Here is a 25,305-nt window from a genome sequence, read left to right on the forward strand (position 1 = left end):
CAGGGGCGCAATCTGCCTCGTATCTTCTTCGAGGCGACGCATGAATTACTGGAGAGATCATTGCAAGCTAAGGCGAAAGTCAAGCTTTCCCGATCCCTCGGCATCGCTCTGACGCCGAAGGCCGCCAAGTACATGGAGCGCCGTCCCTACCCTCCGGGGCAGCACGGCCGCGGCCGCAAGAAGGAATCGGACTACAAGAACCAGCTCGTCGAGAAGCAGCGCCTGCGCGCTCAGTACAACATCTCTGAGCGTCAGCTGCGCAACGCCTACGCCGAGGCCGTGCGCAAGCCCGGCAAGACCGGTGAGGTCCTGGTCGGCCTGCTCGAGTCCCGCCTGGACGCCTTCGTGCTCCGCGCCGGCTTCGCCCGCACCATCTACCAGGCGCGGCAGTTCGTCAACCACGGCCACTTCACCGTGAACGGCCGCAAGGTCGACATCGCGTCCTACCGGCTCAAGGCCGGCGACTTCGTGCAGGTCCGCAAGAAGTCCCGCGAGACCACGCCGTTCCAGCTGGCCGCCGCCGGCGCCTGGGCGGGCGAGACGACTCCGGCCTACATCGAGTCCCACCTCGAAGGCCTGATCGCCCGCTTCCTCTCGGTGCCCGAGCGCAAGCAGATCCCCGTGATCTGCGACGAGCAGCTCATCGTCGAGTACTACTCGAAGTAAGCATGCGAGCCCTGCTCGACGGCGACGCCGTCGAGCATCGAGCGCCGCCCCGGTCCCCCGAGGACCGGGGCGGCGCCCGCAGCTCCCGTTCGAGTGCCCTCTGTCACGGTCATCCCCCTGGTAGGCGGTATACGGACGCGAGTAGACTCGCTCAGTGGTGCAGTGCGTCCCATGTCCGGTGAAATGAAAAATATCCCGGACGGCCTCGGAACAGCGCAGCATCGTTCTTTCGCCGCCCGCCCCAGCGGGTCGGCGTGCCAGTAGCTCCAGGCCTGTCACAGGTGTGGGGTTTTCGGACCGAGTTGTCACGGTAGCGGAGGACATGCCGAAAAAAGACGGTGCCATCGAGATTGAAGGCAAGGTCGTAGAGTCCCTCCCGAACGCCATGTTCCGGGTGGAGCTCACCAACGGCCACAAAGTACTCGCTCACATCAGCGGCAAGATGCGCCAGAACTACATCCGGATCCTCCCTGAGGACCGGGTCGTGGTGGAGCTCTCGCCGTACGACCTGTCGCGCGGGCGGATTGTCTACCGTTACCGCTGACCTGACGACTACACGTAAGTAGGACTCGTGAAAGTCAAGCCGAGCGTCAAAGTGATCTGCAAGAACTGCCGCGTGATCCGCAGGCACGGACGAGTGATGGTTATCTGCTCGTCCGACCCGCGTCACAAGCAGCGTCAGGGTTAAGCAGCACATACGCCACAGAAAGGCCCCAGAAGGGGAAACCGCCGCCAGTGCGCCACGCACAACCCTCGGCTCGGAGGCCGGGGCTCGCATCGCCCATCAGGGCAGGGGATCAGACCCCGGCGGGAAGGCAGTGGTCAGACCTCCGACAACGCTAGGAGTATGCCTGCATGGCACGCCTGGTCGGAGTGGACCTCCCGCGCGACAAGCGCCTGGAGATCGCACTCACCTACATTTTCGGCATCGGCCGCACGCGCTCGCTCGAGACGATCGCGGCGACCGGCCTCGACCGCGACAAGCGGGTCAAGGACCTCACCGACGAAGAGCTGGTGCAGCTCCGCGACTACATCGAGGAGCACTACCAGGTCGAGGGTGACCTGCGCCGCGAGGTGCAGGCGGACATCCGCCGCAAGATCGAGATCAACTGCTACCAGGGCCTGCGTCACCGCTACGGTCTCCCGGTCCACGGTCAGCGGACCAAGACCAACGCCCGTACTCGCAAGGGTCCGAAGAAGACCGTCGCGGGCAAGAAGAAGGCACGTTAGGAGAGCAGCTGATGCCACCGAAGACTCGCGGCGGTTCCAAGAACCCGCGCGCCAAGAAGAAGAACGTGCCCCACGGGCACGCGCACATCAAGAGCACCTTCAACAACACCATCGTGTCGATCACCGACCCGACCGGTGCCGTGATCTCCTGGGCCTCGTCCGGCCAGGTGGGCTTCAAGGGCTCGCGCAAGTCGACCCCGTACGCCGCGCAGATGGCCGCCGAGGCCGCCGCGCGCCGCGCGATGGACAACGGCATGCGCAAGGTCGACGTCTACGTCAAGGGCCCGGGCTCGGGCCGCGAGACCGCGATCCGCTCCCTCCAGGCCGTCGGCCTCGAGGTCGGCTCGATCAACGACGTCACGCCCCAGCCGCACAACGGCTGCCGCCCGCCGAAGCGCCGCCGCGTCTAGGTCGCCTTAAACCCAGCCGGTCCGCTTCCCCGCGGAGCCGAGGCGGGGCTCGCGAGCCCCGCCGAAGGTGCAGTCAAACCGAATCCAAGTGTCTAGGCGTCAAATAGCGGGCGCCCCGAACAAAGGAAACATCGCACAGTGCTTATCACTCAGCGGCCCACGCTCTCCGAGCAGCAGATCAGCCCGACCCGCTCCAAGTTCACCATCGAACCCCTGGAGCCCGGTTTCGGCTACACGCTCGGCAACTCGCTGCGGCGCACCCTGCTGTCGTCCATCCCGGGCGCGGCGGTCACGTCGATCAAGATCGACGGCGTCCTGCACGAGTTCTCCACCATCCCCGGCGTGAAGGAAGACGTCGTGGAGCTGGTGCTGAACGTCAAGCAGATCTGCGTCTCCTCGGAGAACGACGAGCCGGCCACCATGTACCTGCGCAAGGAGGGCCCCGGCGACGTGCTCGCCGGCGACATCCAGCCCCCCGCGGGCGTGCAGGTGCACAACCCCGAGCTCAAGCTGGCGACCCTCAACTCGAAGGGCCGCCTCGACATGGAGTTCGTGGTGGAGCGCGGCCGGGGCTACGTCTCGGCCCCGGCGAACAAGGCGGACACGAACGAGATCGGCCGCGTCCCGGTCGACTCGATCTACTCGCCCGTGCTGAAGGTCGCCTACTCGGTCGACGCGACCCGCGTCGAGCAGCGCACCGACTTCGACAAGCTCACCGTCGACGTCGAGACCAAGCCGTCCACCACGCCGCGCACCGCGCTGGCGTCGGCGGGCTCCACCCTGGTGGAGCTGTTCGGCCTGTACCGCGAGCTCGACACCGAGGCCGAGGGCATCGACGTCGGGCCCAGCCCGGCGGACCAGCAGCTGGCGGCCGACCTGGCCCTGCCGATCGAGGACCTGGACATGACCGTCCGCTCCTACAACTGCCTCAAGCGGGAGGGCGTCAACACCGTTGGCGAGCTCATCAACCGCACCGAGGCGGACCTGCTCGACATCCGCAACTTCGGGCAGAAGTCGATCGACGAGGTCAAGATGAAGCTCGCCGGCATGGGCCTGAGCCTGAAGGACTCGCCCGGCACGTTCGACCCGAGCGAGGCCGCCGTGGCCTACGGCGGGTCGCCGGTCGCCGAGTCCGATGAGTACGAGGACGACGGCGAAGACCTCCGCGAGACCGAGCAGCTCTAAGAGCCGCGTGAATACGGCGGTCGGTTCCGTGAGACGGCCGGCCGCGTCAAACCAAGAGGAGTTAGCAATGCCCAAGCCCACCAAGGGCCCGCGTCTGGGCGGTTCGCCGTCGCACGAGAAGCTCATGCTCTCGGGCCTCGCGGCCTCCCTGTTCGAGCACGGCAGCATCACCACGACGCTGACCAAGGCCCGCCGCCTGCGCCCCTACGCCGAGCGTCTCATCACGTACGGCAAGAAGGGCACGCTGCACCACCGCCGCCTGGCGCTGGCCAAGCTGCGCAACAAGGACGCCACGCACGACCTGTTCGAGCAGGTCGCCCCCCGCTTCGCGACCCGCGAGGGCGGCTACACCCGGATCATCAAGGCCGGGAACCGCAAGGGCGACAACGCGCCGATGGCGATCATCGAGCTCGTCGACTAGCACGGCCGACCGAGCCGGTCTCCGGCTCGCAGGCAACGCCAGACCGCGCGCAGGGCTCCGGCCCTGCGCGCGGTCTCGCATTCGGGGCCGGGCGGCCCCGGCGGGCGTCGAACCCCCGCACCGCGACGGCGGCGCCCGACCGCGGGCCCGCCCCGCACCGCGGCGACAGGACCGGAGGACCGGGTGGAAGACAGGACGAGACTGCGCCTCGGCGTCGCCTACGACGGCGCCGGGTTCTCCGGCTGGGCGCTCCAGCCCGGACTGCGCACGGTGGCCTCGGAGGTCATCCGCGCCTTGGAGCTCCTCTTCGGCGAGATCGGCGACTTCACCGTCGCGGGCCGCACCGACGCGGGCGTCCACGCCACGGGCCAGGTCGTGCACCTCGACGTCCCCACCGCGAAGTGGGAGTCCCTGCGCGACAGGCTCCTGTGGCGCCTGCGCGGCATCCTCCCGCCCGACGTGCGCGTGACCGCCGCCGAAGCGGTCGACCCGTCGTTCAACGCCCGCTTCGCGGCCCAGTGGCGCCGCTACCGCTACCGGGTCGCCGACGCGACCTGGGGCGTGAACCCCTTGCGGCGCCTGGACACCCTCGCCTGGCCCCGGCCCCTCGACGTGGAGCGGATGCACGCCGCGTGCCAGAGCCTCCTCGGCGAGCACGACTTCGTCGGCTTCTGCAAGCAGCGCGAAGGCGCCACCACCATCCGCGAACTCCAGCAGTACGACTGGGCCCGCGACGAGGACGGCATCGCGGTCGCCACCGTGCGCGCCGACGCGTTCTGCCACTCGATGGTCCGCAGCCTCGTCGGCGCGGCCCTCGCGGTCGGCGACGGCCGCCGCGACGAGGACTGGCTCGCCGCGATCCTCACCCTGGGGGAGCGGGCCAACGACGTCCACGTGGTCGGCCCCCACGGGCTGACCCTGCTGGAGGTCGCCTACTCGGACGACCCGGGCGACTGGCAGTCCCGTGTGGACCTCACCCGCCGCGTGCGCACCCTCTGAGGCGTTCCCGGCCCGCAGCGGCCGTTCCGTGACCTTGTGACGGTCCGGTCACGGATGCGTTCTGATTGCTCACCGCGCCATCACGGTTCGGACACGAGGGGAACCGGCGCGCGGAAAAGGCAGTCTCATGGAGGTAATCCCCGCTACCGCCAAGTAAGAAGGGACCCCTCGATGAGACGCCTATGGAAGGCCACGATACCCCCGGCGCTGCTGCTCCTCGCGTTCACCGCGTGCTCCAGTGAGAGCGGCGGCGACGCCGCGACGAGCGACTACGCGGGCGAGGCCGCGCCCGAGGCCGCCCCCGACGCGGAGACCGGCGACGCCTACGGCTTCAACGAGCCGGTCAGCCCCGCCGACGACCCCGAGTCCACGTTCGCGGTCGACGTCGACACCGCCTCCTACGACTACGCCCGCCGCTCCCTCGGCGACGGCGAACTCCCTCCGGCCGACCAGGTCCGGCCCGAGGAGTTCGTGAACTACTTCGACCAGGCCTACCCCGAGCCCGAGGAGAACGGCTTCTCGGTGACCGTCGACAGCGCGCCGCTGCCGGAGTGGTACGCCTCGGACGAGGCCACGCAGATCATGCGCGTGGGCCTCCAGACCCGCTCCGAACCGGACACCGAGCGCCGGGACGTGAACCTGACCTTCGTGATCGACGTGTCCGGCTCGATGGAGCAGGACGACCGGATCGGGATCGTCCGCGACTCGCTCCACACGCTCGTCGCCGAGCTGCGGCCGACCGACTCGGTCGCGATCGTCGTCTACGAGTCGGAATCCGATGTGCTGCAAGGCATGACCGAGGTCGAGGACGGCGAGGAGCTGCACGACGCGATCGACGACCTGGAGGCGGGCGGCTCGACCAACATGCAGGCGGGCCTCGAGGACGGCTACGAGCTGGCCGGCGAGGCGTACGACGCGGACAAGGACAACCGGGTGATCCTCCTGTCCGACGGCGAGGCCAATGTGGGCCTCACCGAGCACGACGAGATGCTGGAGGCGCTGGGCGAGGACATCGCCGAGGGCACCACGCTGCTCACCGTCGGCGTCGGCGACTCGTACAACCAGGGGCTGCTGGAGCAGCTGGCGGACAACGGGGACGGCTGGGCGGTCTACTTCGCGACCGCGACCGAGGCCGAGCGGGTCTTCTCGGACCGGCTGACCTCGACGCTCGGGGTGACCGCGCGGGACGCGAAGATCCAGGTGACCTTCGATCCGGACACGGTCGCGGCGTACCGGCTCATCGGGTTCGAGAATCGCGCCATCGCGGACGAGGACTTCGAGGACGACGGCGTCGACGCCGGCGAGGTCGGGCCCGGGCACAGCGTCACGGCGCTGTACGCGCTCACGCTGACCGGCGAGGACGGGGGGCTGGCCGAGGTCGACGTGCGCTGGGAGGACCCGGAGACCGAGGAGATCGGGACCGCCGCCGCGGACCTCCGGTCGGGCGCGCTGGGGGAGGACGCGCTGCCGAGCCTCGACGTGGACATGGTCGCGGCGGCCTTCGCGGAGGTGCTGCGCGGCAGCGCCGACTTCGACTGCGCGGCACTGGTCCCCGTGGCCGAGAAGCTGGCCGAGACGACCGAGGACCCGGACGTGGAGGAGCTGGCGGAACTCATCGCCGTCGCCTCGGACCTGGGCGCCTAGCAAGGGACGGCAGGGGCCCGGCGCGAAGCGCCGGGCCCTTCGCGGTTCGGTCCGCGGGCGGCGGACCCGGTGTCGGGTGCGCTTTCAGGCCGCGGCGGTCTCCCGCACCCCTCAGCGGCGCCGCGCCGCCGCCGCGCGGGCGAATCCGCGCCTGCGCACCGCATGGCTCCCGGCCGGCCGCGCCATGGTGCAGGAGCAGCCCGACCGCCTCGCCGCCCTCGTCGAGGAGCTCCTCGCGTAGCCCGCCGCCGCGTGCGCGAGAGGGGCGGACGGCCCCCTCGCGCACGCGGGGCGACCGGCCCGGCGGCACCGGGCCCGCCCGTATTCGCGCCGCGGTTCCCCTGCGGCTCAGCGGGGTTCGGAGATGCCGAGCATCGCGCTGATGTCGTCGAGGCAGGCTTCGAACACGGGATCCAGATCGGTGTAGGCGAACGCGAGCTGGTCGAGCGCCTCCATGACCAGCAGTCCGTACAGCCGCGTCCAGCAGGTGAGGAACACGTGCACCGCCGCGGGCGGGAGCGCGGTCCGCTTCCGCTCGGTGTAGGCCAGCACCTGGGCCCGCAGGGCGGGGTCGAGCCGGTCCAGGTCCGGCGCCGGGAACGGCCGCTCGGCCCAGAGCGCCTCGACCTCGCGCAGGAAGATCCGGTCGAACTGCTCGCCCGCCTGCCGCCGTTCGGAGTCGGGGCGGCGGTTGGCCTCGGGGACCGGCGCGGCGAACAGGAGCCGGAACTCGGCGGTCCGAGCGGTCGCCCACGAGCGCAGGGCCCGGGACATCGCCAGCAGCCGCTCGCCGGGCGCCGCCCGGCCGCCGCGGGCCTGTTCGATCGCCTCGGTCAGCTCGTTGAACAGCTCGGCGATCACCGCGTCCATGAGGTGGTCGTGGCTGCCGTAGTAGCGGTAGATCGCCGGTCCGCTGAGCCCCATGCGCCGGGCGATCGCGCTGACGGACATCGCCTCCGGCCCGGATTCGACCAGCAGCCCCCGGGCCGTCCGCCGGATCTCGACCCGTGTCGCCTCGCGCTGCCGCTCCCGCCAGTCCGCAGCCGTCTGCGCCATGTGCCGCCTCCCCTGTTGACGAAGCCATGATAGACCATCTAATCTGAGTTACAGGCTCTAACAAAAGTTAGGCTATGTAACAGAAGGAGTGGTCATGGTCAGCACCTCTGCCCCGCCGGGAGGCAGGGCCGTCGTCGTCGGGGCCGGCATCGGCGGCCTGGCCGCGGCCGTCGCACTGCGGCGCGTCGGATGGCAGGTCGACGTCTTCGAGCGCGCCGCGGCGCTCGGCGAGGTGGGCGCCGCGGTGAGCATCGCCCCCAACGCCGCCAAGGCACTGCGCGGGCTCGGCCTCGAACCGGCCCTGCGGGCGGCCGCCTGCGAGCTCGACGGGCTCGAGTCGCGGACGCGGACCGGGAAGCGCATCACGGGCGTCGACGCCGGGCTGCTGCGGCGCCGGTACGGCGGCGGCCTCTACAACGTGCACCGCGCCGCGCTTCACGGCATCCTGCGCGACGCCCTCGGCGACGGCGCCGTCCACACCGGCCGCACCGCCACCGGCGCCGCCTCGGGCGCGTCCGGCGCCTCGGTCGCCTTCGAAGGGCCCCAGGGCCCGGCCTCGGTCGACGCCGACCTGGTCGTGGTCGCCGACGGCGTCCATAGCCGCCTGCGCGCGGGCCTCTTCCCCTCCTATCCCGGGCCCTCCTACGCCGGCTACACGATCTGGCGGGGCCTGGTCCCCGCCGAGGCGGCCGACCGGATCGGCGTCCCGGCGCGCCTCTCGGAGACCTGGGGCAGGGGCGCCCGGTTCGGCTGCGCCCCGATCGGCGACGGGCGGGTCTACTGGTACGCCTTCGAGAACGCCGAGGCGGGCGCCGCGCACGAGCACCGCGTCGCGGCCCTCGTCTCACGGTTCGCCCGCTGGCACCATCCGATCCCGGCCCTGCTCGCCGCCACCCCGAACGAGGCGCTCCTGCGCAACGACGTCCACTACCTGGCAGAGCCGCTCGAATCGTTCGCCCACGGCCGCGTCGCGCTGCTGGGCGACGCCGCCCACGCCGTCACCCCGGACATCGGCCAAGGCGCGTGCCTGGCGATCGAGGACGCGGTCGTGCTCGCGGCCGAGGTGTCCGCCGCCGCGGTCCCCGCGGCGCTGCGCTCCTATGACGCGGCCCGCCGCCCGCGCACGCAGGCGCTCGCCGGCGAGTCGGGCCGCATCGGCCGCATGCTGATGCGCTCCAACCGGATCGCCACCGGCATCCGCGACGCCTCGGCCGCGATGGCGCCCGCCTCGCTCGCCATGAAGACCGTCGCAGACATCTACGACTGGAACCCGCCGAAACCGAGCGCCCTCGCCGCGCGACCCTGAACGGAGCCGACACATGACACACGACCGATTCCTGCTGCTGAGCGCCGGAGAACGGCGTCCCGGACGGGCGCCGATGCCGAGCGCGTTCAGCGTCAAGGCGTCCACCGAGGACACCGAAGGGCGCCTCTCGATCCTCGAGGTCACCGTGGCGCTGCCCATTCCCCGCCACATTCACCACCGCGCCGACGAGTGCGTCTACGTCCTCGCCGGGGAACTGACCGTCGAGATCGAGGGCGAGACCCGCACCGCGGGCCCCGGCGACTTCGTCCTCCTGCCGCGCGGCGTCCCGCACGCCCTGCGGCCCGGATCGGCCCCGCCGCCCCGGGTCCTCCAGATCTCGGCGCCGGGAGGCTGGGAACGGGCCCTCGAGGACATGTTCGCCGCCAGGTCGGGCCTCGCCTCCGGCGGCGCCCTGGACCCGGCGAAGCTCAACGCCGCCACCGAGCCCCACGGCATCACCTACCTCTGAACGACGCCCGGGGGTCCACCCGCTTCACGGCGGGCGGACCGGTCCGGCGCCGAAGCGCTGGACCGGCCCGCCCGGTGCGGCGGAGGCCCGGCCTCATCGCGAATCCTCCAGGTTGCCGATCATCTTCCGCAGGCCGGCGACGACGGCCTCGTACTCGCCCGCTCCGAGTCCGGCGGTGGTCCGCTCGCGGACGGCCCGCACCTCGCGGGCCAGCGCCCCGAGGCGGTCGCGTCCGGCGCCGGTGAGCGAGCAGCGGCCTGCGTCGGAGCGGACCAGGCCTCGGCGGGCGAGCGGTTCGAGGTGCGGCAGCGCGTCCTCGCCGTCGAGGAACGCGGCGAGCGCCTCGGTCAGCTCCTCCAGTGCCGCCTCGCCTTCGGCGAGGAGGTTGAGCAGCTGCCACTGGCGGCGGCTGACGCCGTGGCCGCCGAGGACCTCCTCGAACCGCTCGTCGATGAGGCGGTCGAGGGTGACCAGCAGGAGGCCGATCGGCGCCTTATTAGTTGTAATCATACAACTATCGTAGTGGGACGACGGCGGTTGTCAAGTGGCAACTGTTGTACTGTGCCGGGCATGGCGACCGATGAGCGCGAACCCGACCAGGTGATCGAGCGGGCCCTGGTCCGCATCCGGCGCGTCCAGCAGTCCCGGCGGCTCCAGCGCCGCGCCGCCGGAGGCGACCCGGCCGCGGCGTCCGCGGCGAGCGCCGCCCGCTTCCGCTACCTCGACGCCCTCGAAGGGGCGCGCGAAGGCCTGGCCATCTCCCAGATCGCCGACGCGATCGACGTGGACCGGCCCCGCGCCAGCCGCCTCACCGGCGAGCTGCTCGCCGACGGCCTGATCGAGCGGGAGACCGCCCCCGGCGACTCCCGCTACGCCCGCATCCGCCTGACCGCCGAAGGCGAGGACTTCGTCGACCGCGTCCACGCCTCCCGCCGCCGGGCCGTCGCCGAGGCGCTCTCCGGCTTCACCGGCGAGGAGGCCCGGACCCTCGCCGCCCTCCTGGAGCGCTTCGTCGCGGCCTGGCCGCAGGAGCCTCCGCCCCGTTGAGGCGCGGCGAGCCGCCGCGGCGAGGCCGAGTCCCCGCGCATCGCAGTCCGCTGCTCCGCAAGCCTTCTCGCACCCCGGTGGTAGCCTTCTGCGCGTGATGACCGGATCGGCTGACCGCCACGCACGGACGGGCTACCCGGTCGTGCGCTGACTCCCGCAGCGAGGCCGACGCCGCACGGCGCCCGTGCTCCTCCTCGGTCGTGCCCTCACCCGCACGACCGACCATCACGAGGAGGAACCATGACCGCACTGTTCAACCACACCATCATCGCCGCGAAGGACCGCGCCGCGTCCGCCGCGTTCTACCGGGAGGCCCTCGAAGCGCGTGAAGCGCCCTCGTGGGGGCCGTTCACCAACATCAGCCTGGACGGCGACGTCCTGCTCCAGTTCGCCGAGCCGCCCGTCGAGATCCAGATGCAGCACTACGCGTTCCTGGTGACCGAGGAGCACTTCGACCGGGCCGTCGCCCGGTTCCGGGCGCAGGGGATCGCCTACTGGGCCGACCCGCAGCTCACCCGCGAAGGCGAGACCAACACCGAGCACGGCGGCTGCGGCGTCTACTTCCGCGATCCGGCCGGGCACGGCCTGGAGCTGACCACGCGTCCGTACCTTCAGTCCGACGAGAGCCGGGCCCGGCCGTAGGAGACCGGCGCCCCGCCCGGACCCGGGCGGGGCGCCGAGGCCGGGCCACGGGGTCCAGGACGCCGAAGGCGCGACGGCCGAGGCTGCGGCGGACGCGGAATTGAGCGCTGCGGCCCCGGCGCCGGGGTGCGGGAGCGGATGCCGAGGTCCGGGGCGTCATGCCAGGTCAGAAAGTTTTTGAACACGTTCGAACTTCACCTTCGCGCCCTTGTGAATGCGTTCACAAGGGCGTGGTTCCGGACATCCGGGCCGCTAGCTTCAAGGCATGGACGCAACCCAGCTCCTCGCCCAGGCGACCGACGCGGCGGGCTCCCCGCTCGCGACGGCGCTCGCCGCCGCCGACCCCGCGGGCCTCATGCCCGCCCGCCAGCAGATGGCCCTGTCCCTCGGCTGGCACATCATCCTCGCCTGCTTCGGCGTCGCGTTCCCCGCGATCATCTTCGTGATGCACCTGCGCGGCATCCGCCGGAACGACCAGACCGCGCTCGACCTCGCCAAGCGCTGGGGCAAGGTCTCCGCGGTCCTCTTCGCCATCGGCGCCGTCTCCGGCACTGTCCTCAGCTTCGAGATGGGCCTGCTGTGGCCCGGCCTCATGGGCACCTACGGCGACGTGCTGGGCCTGCCCTTCGCCTTCGAGGGCCTCGCGTTCTTCCTCGAGGCGATCTTCCTCGGCATCTACCTCTACGGCTGGGGGAGGATGCCCCCGAGGCTCCACCTGCTCATGGTGGTGCCCATGGCGATCACCGGCGTCATCGGCACCTACTGCGTGCTCGCCGTCAACGCCTGGATGAACGTCCCCACCGGCTTCGACATCGTCGACGGCCAGGTCGTCGACATCCAGCCCTGGGCCGTCCTGTTCAACGCCCACACCTTCATGCAGTTCGCCCACATGTGGGTCGCCGCCTACATGGTCGCGGGCTTCTCCATCGCCGCCGTCTACGCCGTCGGGATGCTCCGCGGCAGGCGCGACCGCCACCACCGGCTCGGGTTCATGGTCCCCTTCGCCTTCGCCACCGTCGCGGCCCTCGCCCAGCCCTTCGTCGGGCACCTCCTCGGCGACGGCCTCGACGAGCGCCAGTCCTCGAAGCTCGCCGCGTTCGAACTCGCCGAGACCACCGACGACGGCCCCTCCCCGCTGCGCATCGGCGGCGTCCTCATCGAAGGCGAGGTCAAGGGCGCCATCGAGATCCCCTACCTCGGGTCGATCATCTCCATGAGCTCGCTCGAACCCGTGCCCGGCCTCGACCAGATCCCCGACGAGGACGAGCCGCCCGTCAACATCACCCACCTGGCCTTCCAGACCATGATCGGCATCGGCCTCCTGCTCATGGCCGCCGTCGCCCTCTACTGGTTCCTGCGCTGGCGCCGAAGAGACCTGCTCGACAACCGCTGGTTCCTGCGGCTCATGGCCGTCTCCGGCGTCCTCGCGATCCTCGCCATGGAGGCCGGGTGGATCGCCACCGAGGTCGGCCGCCAGCCCTGGATCGTCTACGGCGTCATGCGGACCTCCGACGCCGCCGCCGACCACTCGGCCGCGCTCTGGGGCGTCTACGGCGGCTCCGTCCTCCTCTACGGCGGCATGACCGCCGGCGCGGTCATCGTGCTCCGGTCCATGGCCCGGCGCTGGCGCGCGGGCGCCGCCGACCTGCCCAGCCCCTACGGGCCGCAGTCGCCGCTCGCCGCCGACGGCCCCGCCGAGATCCGCGAGTGCGGCGACGAACGCGAACCCGGGAAGGGCGACGAGGCCGCCGCGAAGGAGGACGCGCGATGATGACCGTCGAGTTCGCCGTCGCCGCAGCGCTCTTCGCGGGCGTCCTGTGCTACGCCGTCCTCGGCGGCGCCGACTTCGGGTCCGGCTTCCACGACCTCACCGCCGGGAGCGCCCGCCGCGGCGCGCGGCTGCGGACCCTCATCGACCACAGCATCGGCCCCGTCTGGGAGGCCAACCACGTGTGGCTCATCTACGTGCTCGTCATGTGGTGGACCGGGTTTCCGCAGTCGTTCGCCGCCGCGATGACCACCCTGTACGTGCCGCTCGTGCTCGCGCTCATCGGCATCGTCCTGCGCGGCGCGAGCTTCGCGTTCCGCAAGTACGCCGAGACGCTCGCCCAGGCCCGGCTCTTCGGGATCGTGTTCGCGACCTCCTCCGTGCTCGCCCCGTTCTTCCTGGGCACCATCGCCGGAGCGCTCGCCTCCGGGCGGGTCCCCGAGGGCGGCGGCGGCGACCCGTGGTCGTCCTGGCTCGCGCCGACGCCGCTGTTCACCGGGGCGATCTCGGTGGGCACCTGCGCGTTCCTCGCCGGGACGTTCCTGACCGCCGACGCCGCCCGGCGCGGGCAGGCGGCGCTGGCCGCGACGCTGCGCGTGCGGTCGCTCGTGGTCGGCGCGGCCACCGGGGCGGTCGTGTTCGCGGCGCTCATCCCGATCGAGCACGACGCGCCGACGCTGTGGGAGGGCCTGACGAGCCGGGCCGCGCCGGTCATGGCGCTGTCGGCGCTCGGCGGGATCGCGACCTTGGCGCTCCTGTGGACCGGGCGGTTCGGCCCGGCCCGGTTCACGGCCGTGACCGCGGTCGCGGCGGTGATGGCCGGGTGGGGCGTCGGGCAGTACCCGTGGGTCCTGGTCGACCAGGCGACCATCGCCGAGGCCGCCGGGGCGCGGGCGACGATGCAGGGGCTCCTGGTGGCCGTCGGCATCGCCGCGGTGGTCGTCGGACCGGCTCTCGGCTACTTGTTCTACTTGACACAGTCGCCCCGCTGGAACCAAGCGGCACATGGGAACGGCGAGGCACCGGCCGTCGGCGCGACGCACTGGAGCCGCCAGGTGGGCGGTTGAACACATAGGCCATAGTGGAGCCTGCGGTGGATGATGGGAGGGCCGGGCGCGGCAGCGCCCGGCCCTCGACCGGCCCCGACTGCCGCTACTGGACGTCGCGGCGCGGCTTGAGCTGGTCCACGAACCAGACGTCCACGATGTCGCCCACGATGGCCCGCACCGGCTCGTCGGCGTCCTCGATGGCCTCGCCGTCCGTGCGGCCGATGACCACGTACATCAGGTAATGCCCATAGGTGTTGTACCCCACCATGGTCGCGGCGCGGCCCAGCTCCTCCGCCTCGCCGTCCGTCCGCAGGGCCGCGAAGCCGCCCTCGAGCCCCGCGTCGATCGCGGCCCGCAGCTCCTCGGCCGCGGCTGCGTCGCCCAGGTTCAGCACGCCCGCGGTCGCCGCGTACTCCCCGTCGGGGTTCACCAGCGTGGCCCGCACCGTCTGGGTGCAGTCCGCGTCGGCGAGCAGCTCGGCCAGCTCGTCCAGCGCGGCCTCGGCGCAGTCGGCGAGCTCCTCGGTGTCCAGCACCTCGTACGCGCCCGCCGCACCGGCCGGCGTGATCGCGCCCGCGCCGAACAGCTCCTCCACCGTGATCGGCTCGGCGTCGGTCTCGCGGCTCGCGATCGGGTCCACCACCGCGGGCGCGTCCGTGGCCGCGTCCGCGGACGACGCCCGGTCCGAGGCGCCCGGGGCGCTCGGCCCGGCCGGGCCCGGCTCGCCCTCGCGCAGCACGATGAACGCGCCCGCCGCGCACGCGGCCGCCACCGCGAGGGCGCTCACGACCGCGAGCGCCACCAGCCACCAGCGGGTGCGGCGGCGCGCCCGCTGGGCGGCGCGGCGCAGCGGCCGGGAGGCGTGGATCTGCTCCAGGTGCGCCTCCATCTCCTCGTCGGAGGCGAACGGGGCCGCCGCGGGCGGCAGCTCCTCCGGGCTGAGGCGGGCGGTGGGCGCGCCCATGCGCGCGCGCTCGTCGTACTCCGCCCAGTCGGTTCCCGGTTCGGTCTGGTTCCGGCGCCCCTGCGTCTGCTGCGGGACCCCGAAGGGGGACGGGCCATGTGCCATGGAGGCAGCTTAGACCCGCGGAGGGGCGAAACCGGGAAACGTTCCCCCTGGAGATGGACTCAGGAGAGCGCCGTTCATCTCCGTGGGTGAACGGCCGCGGTGCGTGAGACGCCGCCCGCCGCACCGGTGCCCCCGAGCCCCACCGGCGCGCCCGCGTCTCTCCCGGCGGATCCCGCCGCCCCGCCCGGCCGGGGCGCGCGACAATGGGGAGGTGTCCGACCAGCCAGAGCACTACTTCAGCGAGCAGCCCGCCGTCGACGACCGCGAGCGCACCATCGAGTTCGAGCTCGACGGCGTCGCCTACGAGCTGACGACCTCCACCGGCGTCTTCTCCGGCGGCCGCCTCGACCCGGGGACGAGCGTCCTGCTCCACAAGGTGGTCCCGCCCGAGGAGGCCGGGACCTTCCTCGACCTGGGCTGCGGGTACGGGCCGATCAGTGCGGTGCTCGCGCAGCGCGGGGACGCCGAGGTGTGGGCCGTCGACGTGAACCGGCGGGCCCTCGACCTGACCCGGCGCAACACGGCGAAGGCCCCCGGGACCGTGCACGCGGCCGCGCCCGAGGAGGTCCCGGCCGAGGTGCGGTTCGACGAGATCTGGTCGAACCCGCCGATCAAGGTGGGGAAGGAGGCCCTGCACGGGCTGCTGGAGACGTGGCTGCCGCGGCTCAAGGACGGCGGCGTGGCCTGGCTGGTGGTCTCCAAGCACCTGGGCTCGGACTCGCTGGCGAAGTGGCTCGCCGGGCAGGGGTGGGCGGTCGACAAGCACGCGAGCGCCAACGGCTACCGGGTCCTGCGGGTGGAGCGGGCGGCATAGCCGCGGCCGAACACTTTCGGGTGACGAAACCGCTGCGGGGGCCGGTTTTTGTCGTACCCCCGCGCAAAGGTTGCCGCTACGGTCCCCTGGCGGGTGGGGGTTTGGGATGGTAGACGGCCTTAAGTCGTACGGCGCCCGCCGCGACCACGGCGGTGTCCACTTCCTGACACCACGGTTGCGAAGTACGCTCGCGATGGCGTAGCGTCACCGCCGTAAACGAATAAACCCACGGGAGTCCGATGCATCGGGCTGAGAGGGGACTGGGTAGTCCCGACCGTCGAACCTGATCCAGATCATGCTGGCGCAGGGAGAAGGAGCTATGCAGGCTACTCGTCTACCCCGACTTCACGTCATCACCGACACCCGCGGCCCCGCCTCGACCGGCCGCGCGACCCATCCGGCGGCGCAACGCGATCCGGTCGCACACCACGCGGACCTCCCCCGCGGAGCCGCCGTCGCGCCCCGCGACCCCCTCGCGGCCGTCGCCGCCGCGCTGGACGCCGGGGCGCGCCTCGTCCAGGTCCGCCCCGAGGACCACTACTCCGACCGCGCCGCCTTCGACCTCGCCGCCGCGACCGCCGCGCTCTGCGACGCGTACGGCGCGCTGTGCCTCGTCAACGACCGCCTCCACATCGCACAGGCCGTGGGCGCCGACGGCGTCCACCTCGGCGCCGACGACCTGCCCCTCGACGCCGCCCGGCGCCTCCTCCCCGCCGCGATCATCGGCGGCACCTGCCGCGACCCCGAGTCGGCGCGGGCCGCCCGCAGGGCCGGCGCGACCTACCTCGGCGTCGGGCCCGTCTGGGGCACCGCCACGAAGACCGGCCTGCCGCGACCGATCGGCCTCGACGGCCTGGCGGCGGTGTGCGAGGCCGTCGACCTCCCGGTGATCGCCATCGGCGGCATCACCGCCGAGCGCGCCGCGCAATGCCGCGACGCCGGCGCCCACGGCGTCGCGGTCGTCGGCGCGATCGCGGCCGCCGACGACCCGGGCCGCGCCACGGCCGAACTGCTCGCCGCCGTCGGCGAAAGCCCCGGGCCCGCAGCCGAGGCGAACGCCCAAACCCTTGCAAGGACCGAAGGGCACCCTGAAACGGCGGACGGGAACACCGGACGGCGGTCCGGCGACCGTCCCGCATACGCCCGCACCCGCCCCGATCGCCGCACGGCCCCTGCCGCGCGGCCGCGAGGGGAAGGCGAAGCCTGATGCGCATCGCCGTCGCCGGCGCCGGCTCGATCGGGCTCGCCGTCGCGTGGCGGGCCGCCCAGTCCGGCGCCGAGGTCGTCGTCCACGACCCCGAACCCGGCTCGGGCGCCTCGCGCGTGGCCGCCGGCATGATCGCCCCCGTCACCGAGTCCCACTACGGCGAGGAGGCCCTCGCCCCGTTCATGGCCGCATCAGCCGACGCCTGGCCCGCCTTCGCCCGCGAACTCGAACTCGCCTCCGGCCTGGACGTCGGGTTCCGGGACGTGCCCACCCTCGTCGTCGGCGTCGAGGACGGCGACCGCGCCGAGATCGACCGGCAGGCCGAGCTCTACCGCCGCACGGGAAGGAGCGTCGAGACGCTCACGGCCCGCGCCGTCCGCAAGGCCGAACCGCTCATCGGCCATCGCGTCCGCGGCGGCGTCCTCGCCTCCGAAGACCGCGCGGTCGACCCGCGCGCCGTCCACGCCGCACTCCTGACCGCCGCCGAGCGGGCCGGAGTCGAACTGCGGCGCAACGGCATCGAGGACCTCGACGCGGTCGACGCCGACCAGGTCGTGATCGCCGCCGGTTGCGGCTCGGCGCGGTTCGCCCCCGCCCGAGCGGGCCAGGACGCCTCATCGCAGTGGACGATGCCGGTGCGCCCGGTCCGCGGCGCGGTGCTGCGGCTCCGCGCCGCGGGAGAGCAGCCCGCGCCCCGCACCACCGTGCGCGGCTACGTGAAAGGCCATGCGGTCTACATCGTGACCCGGGAGAGCGGGGAGGTCGTCGTCGGCGCCACGAGCGACGAGCGCGGCTTCGACCGGCGCACGGGCACCGCGGGCGCGGTGCACGACCTGCTGCGCCGGTCGATCGAGCTGGTGCCCGAGATCGCCGAGTACCACCTGGACGAGGTCAGCGTCGGCTTCCGGCCCGGCACGCCGGACAACCTGCCGCTCATCGGCCGCCTCGACGAGCGCACCGTCGCCGCGACCGGCCACTACCGCAACGGGATCGCGTTGATCCCGGCGACGGCGGCGGCCGTGGCCGCGCTGCTCGCCGGCGACGCGGCGGCGGCGCCGCGGGCGTTCGACCCCCTGCGGTTCGGCGCGGCCGGAAGCGGAGGGACCGGCGGCCGCGCCGAAGCGCGAAGCGACCGGCGGTCCGCGGCGCCGCCCGAAGGCGGCGGGCAGCGGCCTTCAACGGCGTTCGAGGGCAGGGGGCGGCGCCCCGGGGCGCCGTTCGCAGGCGCCCCCGAATCCATAGCGCCGGGAGGGCCCGACGATCCGGGCGCTCATGGGGCGCACGACCGGAGTGACACCGGCGACAACGGGGCGCGCGGCGACGCCGGGCGGGCCGGATCGTGACCGATCAGTGGAACAGCGCAGTGCGAGCAGGCGCCGCCCGCGGAGGCCGCCTCGCGGGGGACCGGACCGGCACTGCGGCAGGCGAAGGCGTCGAGGAGGCCGAATCATGACCATCGAGATCAACGGCGAAGCGCGCGAAGGCGTCGCCACCGTCGCCGACGCGGTCGCAGCCGTGACCGAGGCGCGGCGCGGGATCGCCGTCGCCCTCAACGGCGAGGTCGTGCCCCGGTCCGAATGGGACCGCCCCCTCGCCGACGGCGACGCCGTCGAAGTCCTCACCGCCACCCAAGGAGGCTGACATGGAACAGCGCACCGCTGCGCCCACCGCACCGACCGCCGACTCCGGCGGCGAGCCGCGGGCCGCCCGCGACGCCGCCCCGCCGGCCGCCGCGCACGGCACCGCCCCACGGGCCGGGACCGGCGCCGAATCCGGGGAACACCGCGGTTCGCCGCCGCCCCTCGCCCCGCTCACCATCGCCGACAAGACCTTCACCTCCCGGCTCATCCTCGGCACCGGCGGCGCCGCCAACCACGCCCAGCTCGCCGAGGCCATCACCGCCTCCGGCACCGAGCTCGTCACGGTCGCGCTCCGCCGCGTCGCCCCGCACCCCCACGGCTCCCTCCTGGACGTCATCGAGCGCTGCGGCGTCGACCTCCTGCCCAACACCGCCGGGTGCTTCACCGCCGAGCAGGCCGTCCGCACCGCCGAACTCGCCCGCGAGGCCTTCGGGACGAACTGGATCAAGCTCGAGGTCATCGGCGACGAGGACACGCTCCTGCCCGACCCCGTCGAACTCCTCGACGCCGCCGAGACCCTGGTCGCCAAGGGCTTCACGGTCCTGCCGTACACCAGCGACGACCCCGTGCTGGCCCGCCGCCTCGAAGCGGCGGGCTGCGCCGCCGTGATGCCCCTCGCCGCGCCCATCGGCACCGGCCTCGGCGTCCGCAACCCCCACAACCTGGCCCTCATCTGCGAGCACGCCGCCGTCCCCGTCATCTGCGACGCCGGGATCGGCACCGCCTCCGACGCCGCCCTCGCGATGGAGCTCGGCTGCTCGGCGGTCCTCCTCGCCACCGCCGTCACCCGCGCCGCCGACCCCGCGCTCATGGCCGCCGCCATGCGCGACGCCGTGAACGCCGGCCGCGCCGCCCGGCTCGCCGGGCGCATCCCCAAGCGCCACTTGGCGAACGCCTCCTCCAGCTTCGAGGGGATGGCCGACCTGTGAACCGGACCCAGCCGCCCGTCGCGCTCACCATCGCCGGATCCGACTCCGGCGGGGGCGCAGGACTCCAGGCCGACCTGCACACCTTCGCCGCCCACCAGGTCCACGGCACCAGCGTCGTCACCGCGATCACCGCGCAGAACACGCGCGGCGTGACCGCCGCCGAGGCGATCGGCGCCGGCCTGGTGCGGGCCCAGCTCGACGCGGTCCTCGGCGACTTCCCGGTCGCCGCGGTGAAGACCGGGATGCTCGGCGGCGCCGAACTGCTCGCGCTCGTGGCCGAGTACGGGCAGGCCGACCGGCTGCCGAACCTCGTCGTCGACCCGGTCATGGTCACCACGACCGGCGACGCGCTCTACGACGGCGACCCGGCCGGGTACCTCGGCGGGCTCGGGCCGCTCTCCACGGTGCTCACCCCCAACCTGATCGAGGCCCGGCAGCTGCTCGGCCGGGAGATCGAGACGGTCGGGGAGATGCGGGAGGCCGCCCGCGCGCTCGCGACCTACGGGCCCAGGGCGGTCCTGGTCAAGGGCGGGCACCTCGACCGGGACGGCGCGGCGGCCGTCGACGTGCTGTGGTGCGACGGGCGGATGCTCGACCTCGCCGCGCCGCGGATCGCGACCCGCAACGACCACGGCACCGGCTGCACCCTCGCGTCGGCGATCGCGGCGCGGCTCGCGCTCGGGCACCCGCTGCCGCAGGCGGTCGCCGGGGCGAAGGTCTACGTGAACGAGGCGCTGAAGGCCGCCGCCGACTGGCGGCTGGGGACCGGGCGCGGCCCGGTCCATCACCACCACGGCCGCAAGAGCGCCGCGATATGAGCCGCGAGGCGGGGCGGGGAGCGAACGGCGGGCGGCGCGAAGCGCTCCGGGGCCGGGAGTCCGAGCGCCCTCGACGCGACGGCGCCCGAGGAGTGCGACATTTCGAGTCCGGCGGGCCGCGCCGCGGGCCTGGCGCCCCGACGAGTCGCGGTGCGGTTTCCAGGCGGTCCGACGGCCCGCGGCAGTACGGATTCGAGCGCCCTCGACGCGACGGCGCCCGGCCGGTACGGCAGTCCGTGCCGGTGCCGCCCGCGGTGCGAAGGCGTTCGCCGCCGCGGCGACGTTTCCCGCGCACGCCGAAAGCGCTCGGGCCCTTGACCTGCGGGCCCCCGGTCTCAACCCTGCGCCCCGGATACGACAATCCGCGCCGCCCCTGCGCGACCGATGATCGAGATCACTGAGGAGACAGCATGAACGCCAGAACCAAGGTCTACGTGGAGGGGCCGCGCCCCGACGTCCGCGTGCCCTTCACCCAGGTCGAGCTCTCCGGCGGCGAGCCGCCCCTGCGCCTCTACGACACCTCCGGCCCCGGCTCCGACCCCGACGCCGGGCTGCCCGGACTCCGGTCGGCGTGGATCGGCGAGCGGCGCGGCACCGAGGCGAGCACCCTCCGCCGCGGCGGCGCCGCGCTCGAATGCCACACCCAGCTCCACTACGCCAGGCAGGGCGCCGTCACCCCCGAGATGGCGTTCGTCGCCGTCCGCGAAGGCCTCGACCCCGAGTTCGTGCGCGCCGAGATCGCCGCCGGCCGCGCCATCCTCCCCGCCAACGTCAACCACCCCGAGTCCGAGCCGATGATCATCGGCAAGCACTTCCTCACCAAGATCAACGCCAACATCGGCACCTCCGCCGTCTCCGACTCCATCGCCGCCGAGGTCGAGAAGCTCACCTGGGCCGTCAAATGGGGCGCCGACACCGTCATGGACCTCTCCACCGGCAAGCACATCCACGAGACCCGCGAGCACATCGTGCGCAACTCCCCGGTCCCCATCGGCACCGTCCCCCTCTACCAGGCCCTCGAGAAGGTCAACGGCGACCCGGTCGCGCTCACCTGGGAGGTCTACCGCGACACGATCATCGAGCAGGCCGAGCAGGGCGTCGACTACATGACCGTGCACGCGGGCGTCCTCCTGCGGTACGTGCCGCTCGCCGCGCGGCGCGTCACCGGCATCGTCTCCCGCGGCGGCTCGATCATGGCCGCCTGGTGCCTCGCCCGCCACGAGGAGAACTTCCTCTACACGCACTTCCGCGAACTCTGCGAGATCTTCGCGGAGTACGACGTCGCCTTCTCCCTCGGCGACGGCCTGCGCCCCGGCTCCATCGCCGACGCCAACGACGAGGCCCAGTTCGCCGAGCTGCGCACCCTCGGCGAGCTCACCCACATCGCCTGGGAGTACGACGTCCAGGTCATGTGCGAGGGCCCCGGCCACGTCCCGATGCACAAGATCAAGGAGAACGTCGACCTCCAGCAGGAGCTCTGCGGCGAGGCCCCCTTCTACACGCTCGGCCCCCTCACCACCGACGTCGCGCCCGCCTACGACCACATCACCTCCGCCATCGGCGCCGCCATGATCGGCTGGTTCGGCACCGCGATGCTCTGCTACGTGACGCCGAAGGAGCACCTCGGCCTGCCGAACCGCGAGGACGTCAAGGAGGGCGTCATCGCCTACAAGATCGCCGCCCACGCCGCCGACCTCGCCAAAGGCCACCCCAAGGCCCAGGAATGGGACGACGCGCTCTCCAAAGCGCGGTTCGAGTTCCGCTGGCAGGACCAGTTCAACCTCGCGCTCGACCCCGACCGCGCCCGCGAGTACCACGACGAGACCCTCCCGGCCGAGCCCGCCAAGACCGCGCACTTCTGCTCCATGTGCGGTCCCAAGTTCTGCTCCATGAAGATCAGCCAGGAGCTGAAGGAGTACGCCGAGCGGGGCATGGCCGGCAAGAGCGAGGAGTTCCGCGAAGGCGGCGGCAAGGTCTACCTGCCCGTGGTGGAGCCCCGGTGACCTGAAAAGGGGCCGCCGTCCGGGCCGCCGCGGCGGCCCGGACGGCGGCGGGGCTCCCGCCGAAACGGCTGTAGCCGAGGTCACGGCGGCCGCCGTCAGGGCCGCCGCCGCCACCGCGTAGACTTGGCAGCTGTTGTTCGAGTGCCTCCGCACCAGGGCCGGTCCCCGGCCCGCACGCTCCACCGCGGCGGCGCTGTCCAACGAATCCCACGTCGACCGCCCCGCGGCCGGCGCGCGCCGTTCCAGGCCGGGGGATTCAGGCGGTCCCGCATGTCATCCGCGGGATTCGTTCCACACCGACAACGAAAGCTAGGTAACACTGTGCCGACGTACAGCCCCAAGCCGGGCGACATCGACCCGCAGTGGCTCGTGATCGACGCGACCGACGTGGTGTTGGGCCGGCTCGCGACGCACGCTGCCGATCTGCTCCGCGGCAAGCACAAGCCGACCTTCGCGCCGAACGCCGACACCGGTGACTACGTCATCGTCGTCAACGCCGACAAGGTCGTGCTGACCCGCAACAAGCTCCAGACCAAGAAGGCCTACCGCCACTCCGGCTACCCGGGCGGTCTCAAGGAGAAGTCCTACAACGAGCTGATGCAGAAGGCCCCCCACAAGGTGGTCGAGAAGGCCGTCTTCGGCATGCTGCCGAAGAACAAGCTCGGCCGCGCCGTGTCCAAGAAGCTGAAGGTCTACGCGGGTCCCGGTCACCCGCACACCGCCCAGCAGCCGAAGCCGTACGAGATCAAGAAGATCGCGCAGTAGGCGCGGGCGGAAGGAATTTTTCACATGAGTGACGAGATCCAGGCCAACGAGGCCGTCGAGACCGAAGCCGTCGAAGCCGAGGCGCCCGTCGAGGTCCCCGCCGACGCTCCCGCGGAGGTCGCCGAGGTCGCCGAGGCCCCGGTCGAGATCCCCGCCGACGTCGCCGCCGCGCCGTCCGTGCCGAGCATCCCGGTCATCCCGAGCGACCGCCCGATCCAGACCGTGGGCCGCCGCAAGCGCGCCATCGCCCGCGTCCGCCTGGTCCCGGGCACCGGCAAGTACGTCGTCAACGGCAAGAGCCTCGAGGACTACTTCCCGAGCAAGGTCCACCAGCAGACCGTGGCCGAGCCCTTCGTGACCGTCGAGGCCGGCGACAACTTCGACGTCCTGGTCAACATCCACGGCGGCGGCGCCACCGGCCAGGCCGGGGCGCTGCGCCTCGGCATCGCCCGCGCCCTGGTCGAGATCGACCCGAACACCCGCCCGGCCCTCAAGGCCGCCGGGTTCCTGACCCGCGACGCCCGCGAGAAGGAATCGAAGAAGTACGGTCTCAAGAAGGCCCGCAAGGCGCCGCAGTACTCCAAGCGCTAGCACGCCTTCCCCGCGCACGCGGGGACGCGCTAGTCTGCACGAACGACGGGGCTGCCGAGGACATCCTCGGCGGCCCCCGTTCGTTGCCACCCTGGCACTGCCAACCGGCACTGCCGCCAGTCACCGAAAGGGCCGGTCCCGGCCGCGGGGCTCGCCAGCCGAGCCGACGGGCTCGCCGAGCGCGGTCCGCGAGACCCGCGCCGGCACCGCCAAGATGGGAAGCCACACCGTGTCACGACTGTTCGGCACCGACGGCGTACGGGGGCGGGCGAACGCCGACCTCACGCCGGACCTGGCCCTCCGCCTCAACATCGCCGCGGCCCGCGTCCTCGGCGCCTCGGACCGGCGCCCCCTCGCCGTCGTCGGCCGCGACCCCCGCGCCTCCGGGGAGATGCTCGCCGCCGCCAGCGCGGCCGGCCTCGCCGCCGCCGGCGCGAAAGTCATCGACCTGGGCATCCTTCCCACGCCCGCGGTCGCCCACCTGACGGCCCTGACCGGCGCCGACTTCGGCGTCATGGTCTCGGCCTCCCACAACCCCATGCCGGACAACGGCATCAAGTTCTTCGCCGCGGGCGGGCGCAAGCTCCCCGACGAGGTCGAGGACGCCATCGAGGCGGCCATGGGCGACCCCGCGCCGCTCCCGCAGGCCGAGGGCGTCGGGCGCATCGAGCGCTCGACCGGCCCCGTCGAGGCCTACATCGAGCACCTCGTGGCCGTGTGCCCGAACCCGCTCACCGGCCTCAAGGTCGTGCTCGACCCCGCCAACGGCGCGGCCGCCGGCGCGGCCCCCGAGGCCCTGCGCCGGGTCGGCGCCGAGGTCGTCACCATCAACGACGCCCCCGACGGCCTCAACATCAACGACGACTGCGGCTCGACCCACATGGGCGGGCTGCGCGCGGCCGTCGTCGCGCACGGCGCCGACGCCGGGATCGCGCTCGACGGCGACGCCGACCGCTGCCTGGCCGTCGACGCCGCGGGCGAGGTCGTGGACGGCGACGCGATCATGGCGGTCCTGGCCCTGGCCATGCACGAGGCCGGGACGCTGCGCGGCGACACGCTCGTCGCCACCGTCATGTCGAACCTCGGCCTCCACCAGGCGATGGGCGCCGCCGGCATCAAGCTCGAGGTCACCGGCGTCGGCGACCGCTACGTGCTCGAGCGGCTCGGCGAAGGCGGCCTCTCCCTCGGCGGCGAGCAGTCCGGGCACATCATCCTCGCCGACCACGCCACCACCGGCGACGGGACGCTGACGGCGATCATGCTGCTCGCGCGCATGGCCGCCACCGGCCGCACCCTCGCCGACCTGGCCTCGGTGTTCACCCCCGCCCCGCAGGTCCTGGTGAACGTGCGGGTGACCGACAAGTCCGTGATCGACCACGAGGACGTCCGCAGCGCGGTCGCCCTCTGGCAGGCCAAGCTCGGCGCCGACGGGCGGGTCCTGCTGCGCCCCTCGGGCACCGAACCGCTCGTGCGGGTCATGGTCGAGGCCTCCGAGGAACCGGTCGCGCAGTCGGTCGCGGCCGAGCTCGTGGCCGTGGTCGAGCAGGCCATGTCCTAGTCCGGACCCGTTCCCTCCT

At 72.7% G+C, this 25,305-nt stretch carries 27 protein-coding genes, 2 pseudogenes and 1 riboswitch; of the genes and pseudogenes, 26 read left to right on the plus strand and 3 right to left on the minus strand.

The window, feature by feature from the left end:
• Window positions 1-60: 60 nt before the first annotated feature.
• The 10 genes and pseudogenes from rpsD to LO763_RS03170 all read left to right on the plus strand — a co-directional run bounded on the left by rpsD (window position 61) and on the right by LO763_RS03170 (window position 6,796).
• Window positions 61-666: a 30S ribosomal protein S4 gene (gene rpsD / locus LO763_RS03125; RefSeq protein ID WP_255671644.1), complete on the plus strand. Its 606-nt coding sequence runs from the start codon at window positions 61-63 to the stop codon at window positions 664-666.
• Between the two features lie 322 nt (window positions 667-988).
• Window positions 989-1,210: a translation initiation factor IF-1 gene (gene infA, locus LO763_RS03130; RefSeq protein WP_026929479.1), complete on the plus strand. Its 222-nt coding sequence runs from the start codon at window positions 989-991 to the stop codon at window positions 1,208-1,210.
• A gap of 27 nt (window positions 1,211-1,237) precedes the next feature.
• Window positions 1,238-1,354 carry a 50S ribosomal protein L36 gene (rpmJ, locus tag LO763_RS03135; RefSeq protein WP_081913453.1) on the plus strand — a complete coding sequence of 39 codons (117 nt, stop codon included), beginning with the start codon at window positions 1,238-1,240 and terminating at the stop codon, window positions 1,352-1,354.
• Between the two features lie 167 nt (window positions 1,355-1,521).
• Entirely contained in the window at window positions 1,522-1,896 is a 375-nt protein-coding gene (rpsM, locus tag LO763_RS03140) for a 30S ribosomal protein S13 (protein WP_230600496.1), read from the plus strand.
• Window positions 1,897-1,907: 11 nt separating this feature from the next.
• The gene (gene rpsK / locus LO763_RS03145) at window positions 1,908-2,306 is read left to right on the plus strand and encodes a 30S ribosomal protein S11 (RefSeq protein WP_091053358.1); all 399 of its coding nucleotides are present in this window, start codon (window positions 1,908-1,910) and stop codon (window positions 2,304-2,306) included.
• A gap of 138 nt (window positions 2,307-2,444) precedes the next feature.
• Complete coding sequence (locus LO763_RS03150; RefSeq protein WP_230600497.1) at window positions 2,445-3,491, plus strand: DNA-directed RNA polymerase subunit alpha; 1,047 nt, start codon at window positions 2,445-2,447, stop codon at window positions 3,489-3,491.
• 67 nt (window positions 3,492-3,558) lie between these two features.
• Window positions 3,559-3,906: pseudogene (rplQ, locus tag LO763_RS03155) on the plus strand (50S ribosomal protein L17); the annotation flags it as partial.
• A 189-nt stretch (window positions 3,907-4,095) separates the two neighbouring features.
• The gene (truA, locus tag LO763_RS03160) at window positions 4,096-4,911 is read left to right on the plus strand and encodes a tRNA pseudouridine(38-40) synthase TruA (RefSeq protein WP_230600499.1); all 816 of its coding nucleotides are present in this window, start codon (window positions 4,096-4,098) and stop codon (window positions 4,909-4,911) included.
• A 171-nt stretch (window positions 4,912-5,082) separates the two neighbouring features.
• On the plus strand, window positions 5,083-6,555 hold the full coding sequence (locus LO763_RS03165) for a vWA domain-containing protein (protein ID WP_230600500.1): 1,473 nt from the start codon (window positions 5,083-5,085) through the stop codon (window positions 6,553-6,555).
• A 76-nt stretch (window positions 6,556-6,631) separates the two neighbouring features.
• On the plus strand, window positions 6,632-6,796 hold the full coding sequence (locus LO763_RS03170) for a hypothetical protein (protein ID WP_230600501.1): 165 nt from the start codon (window positions 6,632-6,634) through the stop codon (window positions 6,794-6,796).
• 107 nt (window positions 6,797-6,903) lie between these two features.
• Here LO763_RS03170 and LO763_RS03175 read toward each other — a convergent pair whose 3' ends face one another.
• Window positions 6,904-7,611: a TetR/AcrR family transcriptional regulator gene (locus tag LO763_RS03175; RefSeq protein ID WP_230600502.1), complete on the minus strand. Its 708-nt coding sequence runs from the start codon at window positions 7,609-7,611 to the stop codon at window positions 6,904-6,906.
• 94 nt (window positions 7,612-7,705) lie between these two features.
• On the opposite strand from LO763_RS03175, the gene LO763_RS03180 reads away from it, so the two are divergent.
• Both LO763_RS03180 and LO763_RS03185 read left to right on the plus strand, forming a co-directional pair.
• A complete protein-coding gene (locus tag LO763_RS03180) occupies window positions 7,706-8,917 on the plus strand; it encodes an FAD-dependent monooxygenase (protein ID WP_230600503.1) in 1,212 nt (403 codons plus the stop codon).
• A gap of 13 nt (window positions 8,918-8,930) precedes the next feature.
• The gene (locus LO763_RS03185) at window positions 8,931-9,386 is read left to right on the plus strand and encodes a cupin domain-containing protein (protein ID WP_230600504.1); all 456 of its coding nucleotides are present in this window, start codon (window positions 8,931-8,933) and stop codon (window positions 9,384-9,386) included.
• A 93-nt stretch (window positions 9,387-9,479) separates the two neighbouring features.
• Here LO763_RS03185 and LO763_RS03190 read toward each other — a convergent pair whose 3' ends face one another.
• Complete coding sequence (locus LO763_RS03190; protein WP_230600505.1) at window positions 9,480-9,896, minus strand: winged helix DNA-binding protein; 417 nt, start codon at window positions 9,894-9,896, stop codon at window positions 9,480-9,482.
• A 60-nt stretch (window positions 9,897-9,956) separates the two neighbouring features.
• On the opposite strand from LO763_RS03190, the gene LO763_RS03195 reads away from it, so the two are divergent.
• From LO763_RS03195 to LO763_RS03210, 4 genes are all read left to right on the plus strand, one after another.
• Entirely contained in the window at window positions 9,957-10,433 is a 477-nt protein-coding gene (locus tag LO763_RS03195) for a MarR family winged helix-turn-helix transcriptional regulator (protein ID WP_230600506.1), read from the plus strand.
• Window positions 10,434-10,673: 240 nt separating this feature from the next.
• On the plus strand, window positions 10,674-11,075 hold the full coding sequence (locus LO763_RS03200; protein ID WP_230600507.1) for a VOC family protein: 402 nt from the start codon (window positions 10,674-10,676) through the stop codon (window positions 11,073-11,075).
• A 373-nt stretch (window positions 11,076-11,448) separates the two neighbouring features.
• Complete coding sequence (locus LO763_RS03205; RefSeq protein ID WP_369431910.1) at window positions 11,449-12,846, plus strand: cytochrome ubiquinol oxidase subunit I; 1,398 nt, start codon at window positions 11,449-11,451, stop codon at window positions 12,844-12,846.
• A complete protein-coding gene (locus tag LO763_RS03210) occupies window positions 12,846-13,910 on the plus strand; it encodes a cytochrome d ubiquinol oxidase subunit II (protein ID WP_369431911.1) in 1,065 nt (354 codons plus the stop codon). Before LO763_RS03205 ends, LO763_RS03210 begins: the two co-directional genes overlap by 1 nt.
• A gap of 85 nt (window positions 13,911-13,995) precedes the next feature.
• Here the strand turns inward: LO763_RS03210 and LO763_RS03215 are convergent, their stop codons facing one another.
• Entirely contained in the window at window positions 13,996-14,961 is a 966-nt protein-coding gene (locus LO763_RS03215; RefSeq protein ID WP_230600510.1) for a hypothetical protein, read from the minus strand.
• Between the two features lie 211 nt (window positions 14,962-15,172).
• Here LO763_RS03215 and LO763_RS03220 point away from each other — a divergent pair, with 211 nt between their 5' ends.
• The 10 genes and pseudogenes from LO763_RS03220 to glmM all read left to right on the plus strand — a co-directional run bounded on the left by LO763_RS03220 (window position 15,173) and on the right by glmM (window position 25,286).
• A complete protein-coding gene (locus LO763_RS03220) occupies window positions 15,173-15,775 on the plus strand; it encodes a class I SAM-dependent methyltransferase (RefSeq protein WP_230600511.1) in 603 nt (200 codons plus the stop codon).
• Window positions 15,776-15,993: 218 nt separating this feature from the next.
• A riboswitch (TPP riboswitch) is annotated at window positions 15,994-16,104 on the plus strand.
• Between the two features lie 134 nt (window positions 16,105-16,238).
• Window positions 16,239-16,799: pseudogene (gene thiE / locus LO763_RS29540) on the plus strand (thiamine phosphate synthase); the annotation flags it as partial.
• A 182-nt stretch (window positions 16,800-16,981) separates the two neighbouring features.
• Window positions 16,982-18,325, plus strand: a complete 1,344-nt coding sequence (gene thiO, locus LO763_RS03230) for a glycine oxidase ThiO (protein WP_230600513.1) — start codon at window positions 16,982-16,984, stop codon at window positions 18,323-18,325.
• A gap of 106 nt (window positions 18,326-18,431) precedes the next feature.
• Window positions 18,432-18,623 carry a sulfur carrier protein ThiS gene (gene thiS, locus LO763_RS03235; protein WP_230600514.1) on the plus strand — a complete coding sequence of 64 codons (192 nt, stop codon included), beginning with the start codon at window positions 18,432-18,434 and terminating at the stop codon, window positions 18,621-18,623.
• 1 nt (window position 18,624) lies between these two features.
• Window positions 18,625-19,551: a thiazole synthase gene (locus tag LO763_RS03240; protein WP_230600515.1), complete on the plus strand. Its 927-nt coding sequence runs from the start codon at window positions 18,625-18,627 to the stop codon at window positions 19,549-19,551.
• Window positions 19,548-20,369: a bifunctional hydroxymethylpyrimidine kinase/phosphomethylpyrimidine kinase gene (gene thiD, locus LO763_RS03245; RefSeq protein WP_230600516.1), complete on the plus strand. Its 822-nt coding sequence runs from the start codon at window positions 19,548-19,550 to the stop codon at window positions 20,367-20,369. The genes LO763_RS03240 and thiD overlap by 4 nt, the downstream gene beginning before the upstream one ends.
• A 410-nt stretch (window positions 20,370-20,779) precedes the next feature.
• The gene (thiC, locus tag LO763_RS03250; protein ID WP_230600517.1) at window positions 20,780-22,372 is read left to right on the plus strand and encodes a phosphomethylpyrimidine synthase ThiC; all 1,593 of its coding nucleotides are present in this window, start codon (window positions 20,780-20,782) and stop codon (window positions 22,370-22,372) included.
• A gap of 321 nt (window positions 22,373-22,693) precedes the next feature.
• Window positions 22,694-23,137, plus strand: a complete 444-nt coding sequence (rplM, locus tag LO763_RS03255) for a 50S ribosomal protein L13 (protein WP_230600518.1) — start codon at window positions 22,694-22,696, stop codon at window positions 23,135-23,137.
• 24 nt (window positions 23,138-23,161) lie between these two features.
• A complete protein-coding gene (gene rpsI, locus LO763_RS29545) occupies window positions 23,162-23,728 on the plus strand; it encodes a 30S ribosomal protein S9 (RefSeq protein ID WP_369431904.1) in 567 nt (188 codons plus the stop codon).
• A gap of 229 nt (window positions 23,729-23,957) precedes the next feature.
• Window positions 23,958-25,286: a phosphoglucosamine mutase gene (gene glmM / locus LO763_RS03265; protein WP_230600519.1), complete on the plus strand. Its 1,329-nt coding sequence runs from the start codon at window positions 23,958-23,960 to the stop codon at window positions 25,284-25,286.
• The last annotated feature ends 19 nt before the right edge of the window (window positions 25,287-25,305 follow it).

This window comes from Glycomyces amatae (assembly GCF_020991375.1).
GTDB classification, from domain to species: domain Bacteria; phylum Actinomycetota; class Actinomycetes; order Mycobacteriales; family Micromonosporaceae; genus Glycomyces; species Glycomyces amatae.

What these genes read in the sequence shown, in the direction of transcription:
- infA (WP_026929479.1), top strand. Translation starts at nt 989, where the DNA reads ATGCCGAAAAAAGACGGTGCCATCGAGATTGAAGGCAAGGTCGTAGAG.
- rpsM (WP_230600496.1), top strand. Translation starts at nt 1,522, where the DNA reads ATGGCACGCCTGGTCGGAGTGGACCTCCCGCGCGACAAGCGCCTGGAG.
- rpsK (WP_091053358.1), top strand. Translation starts at nt 1,908, where the DNA reads ATGCCACCGAAGACTCGCGGCGGTTCCAAGAACCCGCGCGCCAAGAAG.
- LO763_RS03165 (WP_230600500.1), top strand. Translation starts at nt 5,083, where the DNA reads ATGAGACGCCTATGGAAGGCCACGATACCCCCGGCGCTGCTGCTCCTC.
- LO763_RS03175 (WP_230600502.1), bottom strand. Translation starts at nt 7,611, where the DNA reads ATGGCGCAGACGGCTGCGGACTGGCGGGAGCGGCAGCGCGAGGCGACA.
- LO763_RS03180 (WP_230600503.1), top strand. Translation starts at nt 7,706, where the DNA reads ATGGTCAGCACCTCTGCCCCGCCGGGAGGCAGGGCCGTCGTCGTCGGG.
- LO763_RS03185 (WP_230600504.1), top strand. Translation starts at nt 8,931, where the DNA reads ATGACACACGACCGATTCCTGCTGCTGAGCGCCGGAGAACGGCGTCCC.
- LO763_RS03190 (WP_230600505.1), bottom strand. Translation starts at nt 9,896, where the DNA reads ATGATTACAACTAATAAGGCGCCGATCGGCCTCCTGCTGGTCACCCTC.
- LO763_RS03195 (WP_230600506.1), top strand. Translation starts at nt 9,957, where the DNA reads ATGGCGACCGATGAGCGCGAACCCGACCAGGTGATCGAGCGGGCCCTG.
- LO763_RS03200 (WP_230600507.1), top strand. Translation starts at nt 10,674, where the DNA reads ATGACCGCACTGTTCAACCACACCATCATCGCCGCGAAGGACCGCGCC.
- LO763_RS03205 (WP_369431910.1), top strand. Translation starts at nt 11,449, where the DNA reads ATGGCCCTGTCCCTCGGCTGGCACATCATCCTCGCCTGCTTCGGCGTC.
- LO763_RS03210 (WP_369431911.1), top strand. Translation starts at nt 12,846, where the DNA reads ATGACCGTCGAGTTCGCCGTCGCCGCAGCGCTCTTCGCGGGCGTCCTG.
- LO763_RS03215 (WP_230600510.1), bottom strand. Translation starts at nt 14,961, where the DNA reads ATGGCACATGGCCCGTCCCCCTTCGGGGTCCCGCAGCAGACGCAGGGG.
- thiO (WP_230600513.1), top strand. Translation starts at nt 16,982, where the DNA reads ATGCGCATCGCCGTCGCCGGCGCCGGCTCGATCGGGCTCGCCGTCGCG.
- thiS (WP_230600514.1), top strand. Translation starts at nt 18,432, where the DNA reads ATGACCATCGAGATCAACGGCGAAGCGCGCGAAGGCGTCGCCACCGTC.
- LO763_RS03240 (WP_230600515.1), top strand. Translation starts at nt 18,625, where the DNA reads ATGGAACAGCGCACCGCTGCGCCCACCGCACCGACCGCCGACTCCGGC.
- thiC (WP_230600517.1), top strand. Translation starts at nt 20,780, where the DNA reads ATGAACGCCAGAACCAAGGTCTACGTGGAGGGGCCGCGCCCCGACGTC.
- rpsI (WP_369431904.1), top strand. Translation starts at nt 23,162, where the DNA reads ATGAGTGACGAGATCCAGGCCAACGAGGCCGTCGAGACCGAAGCCGTC.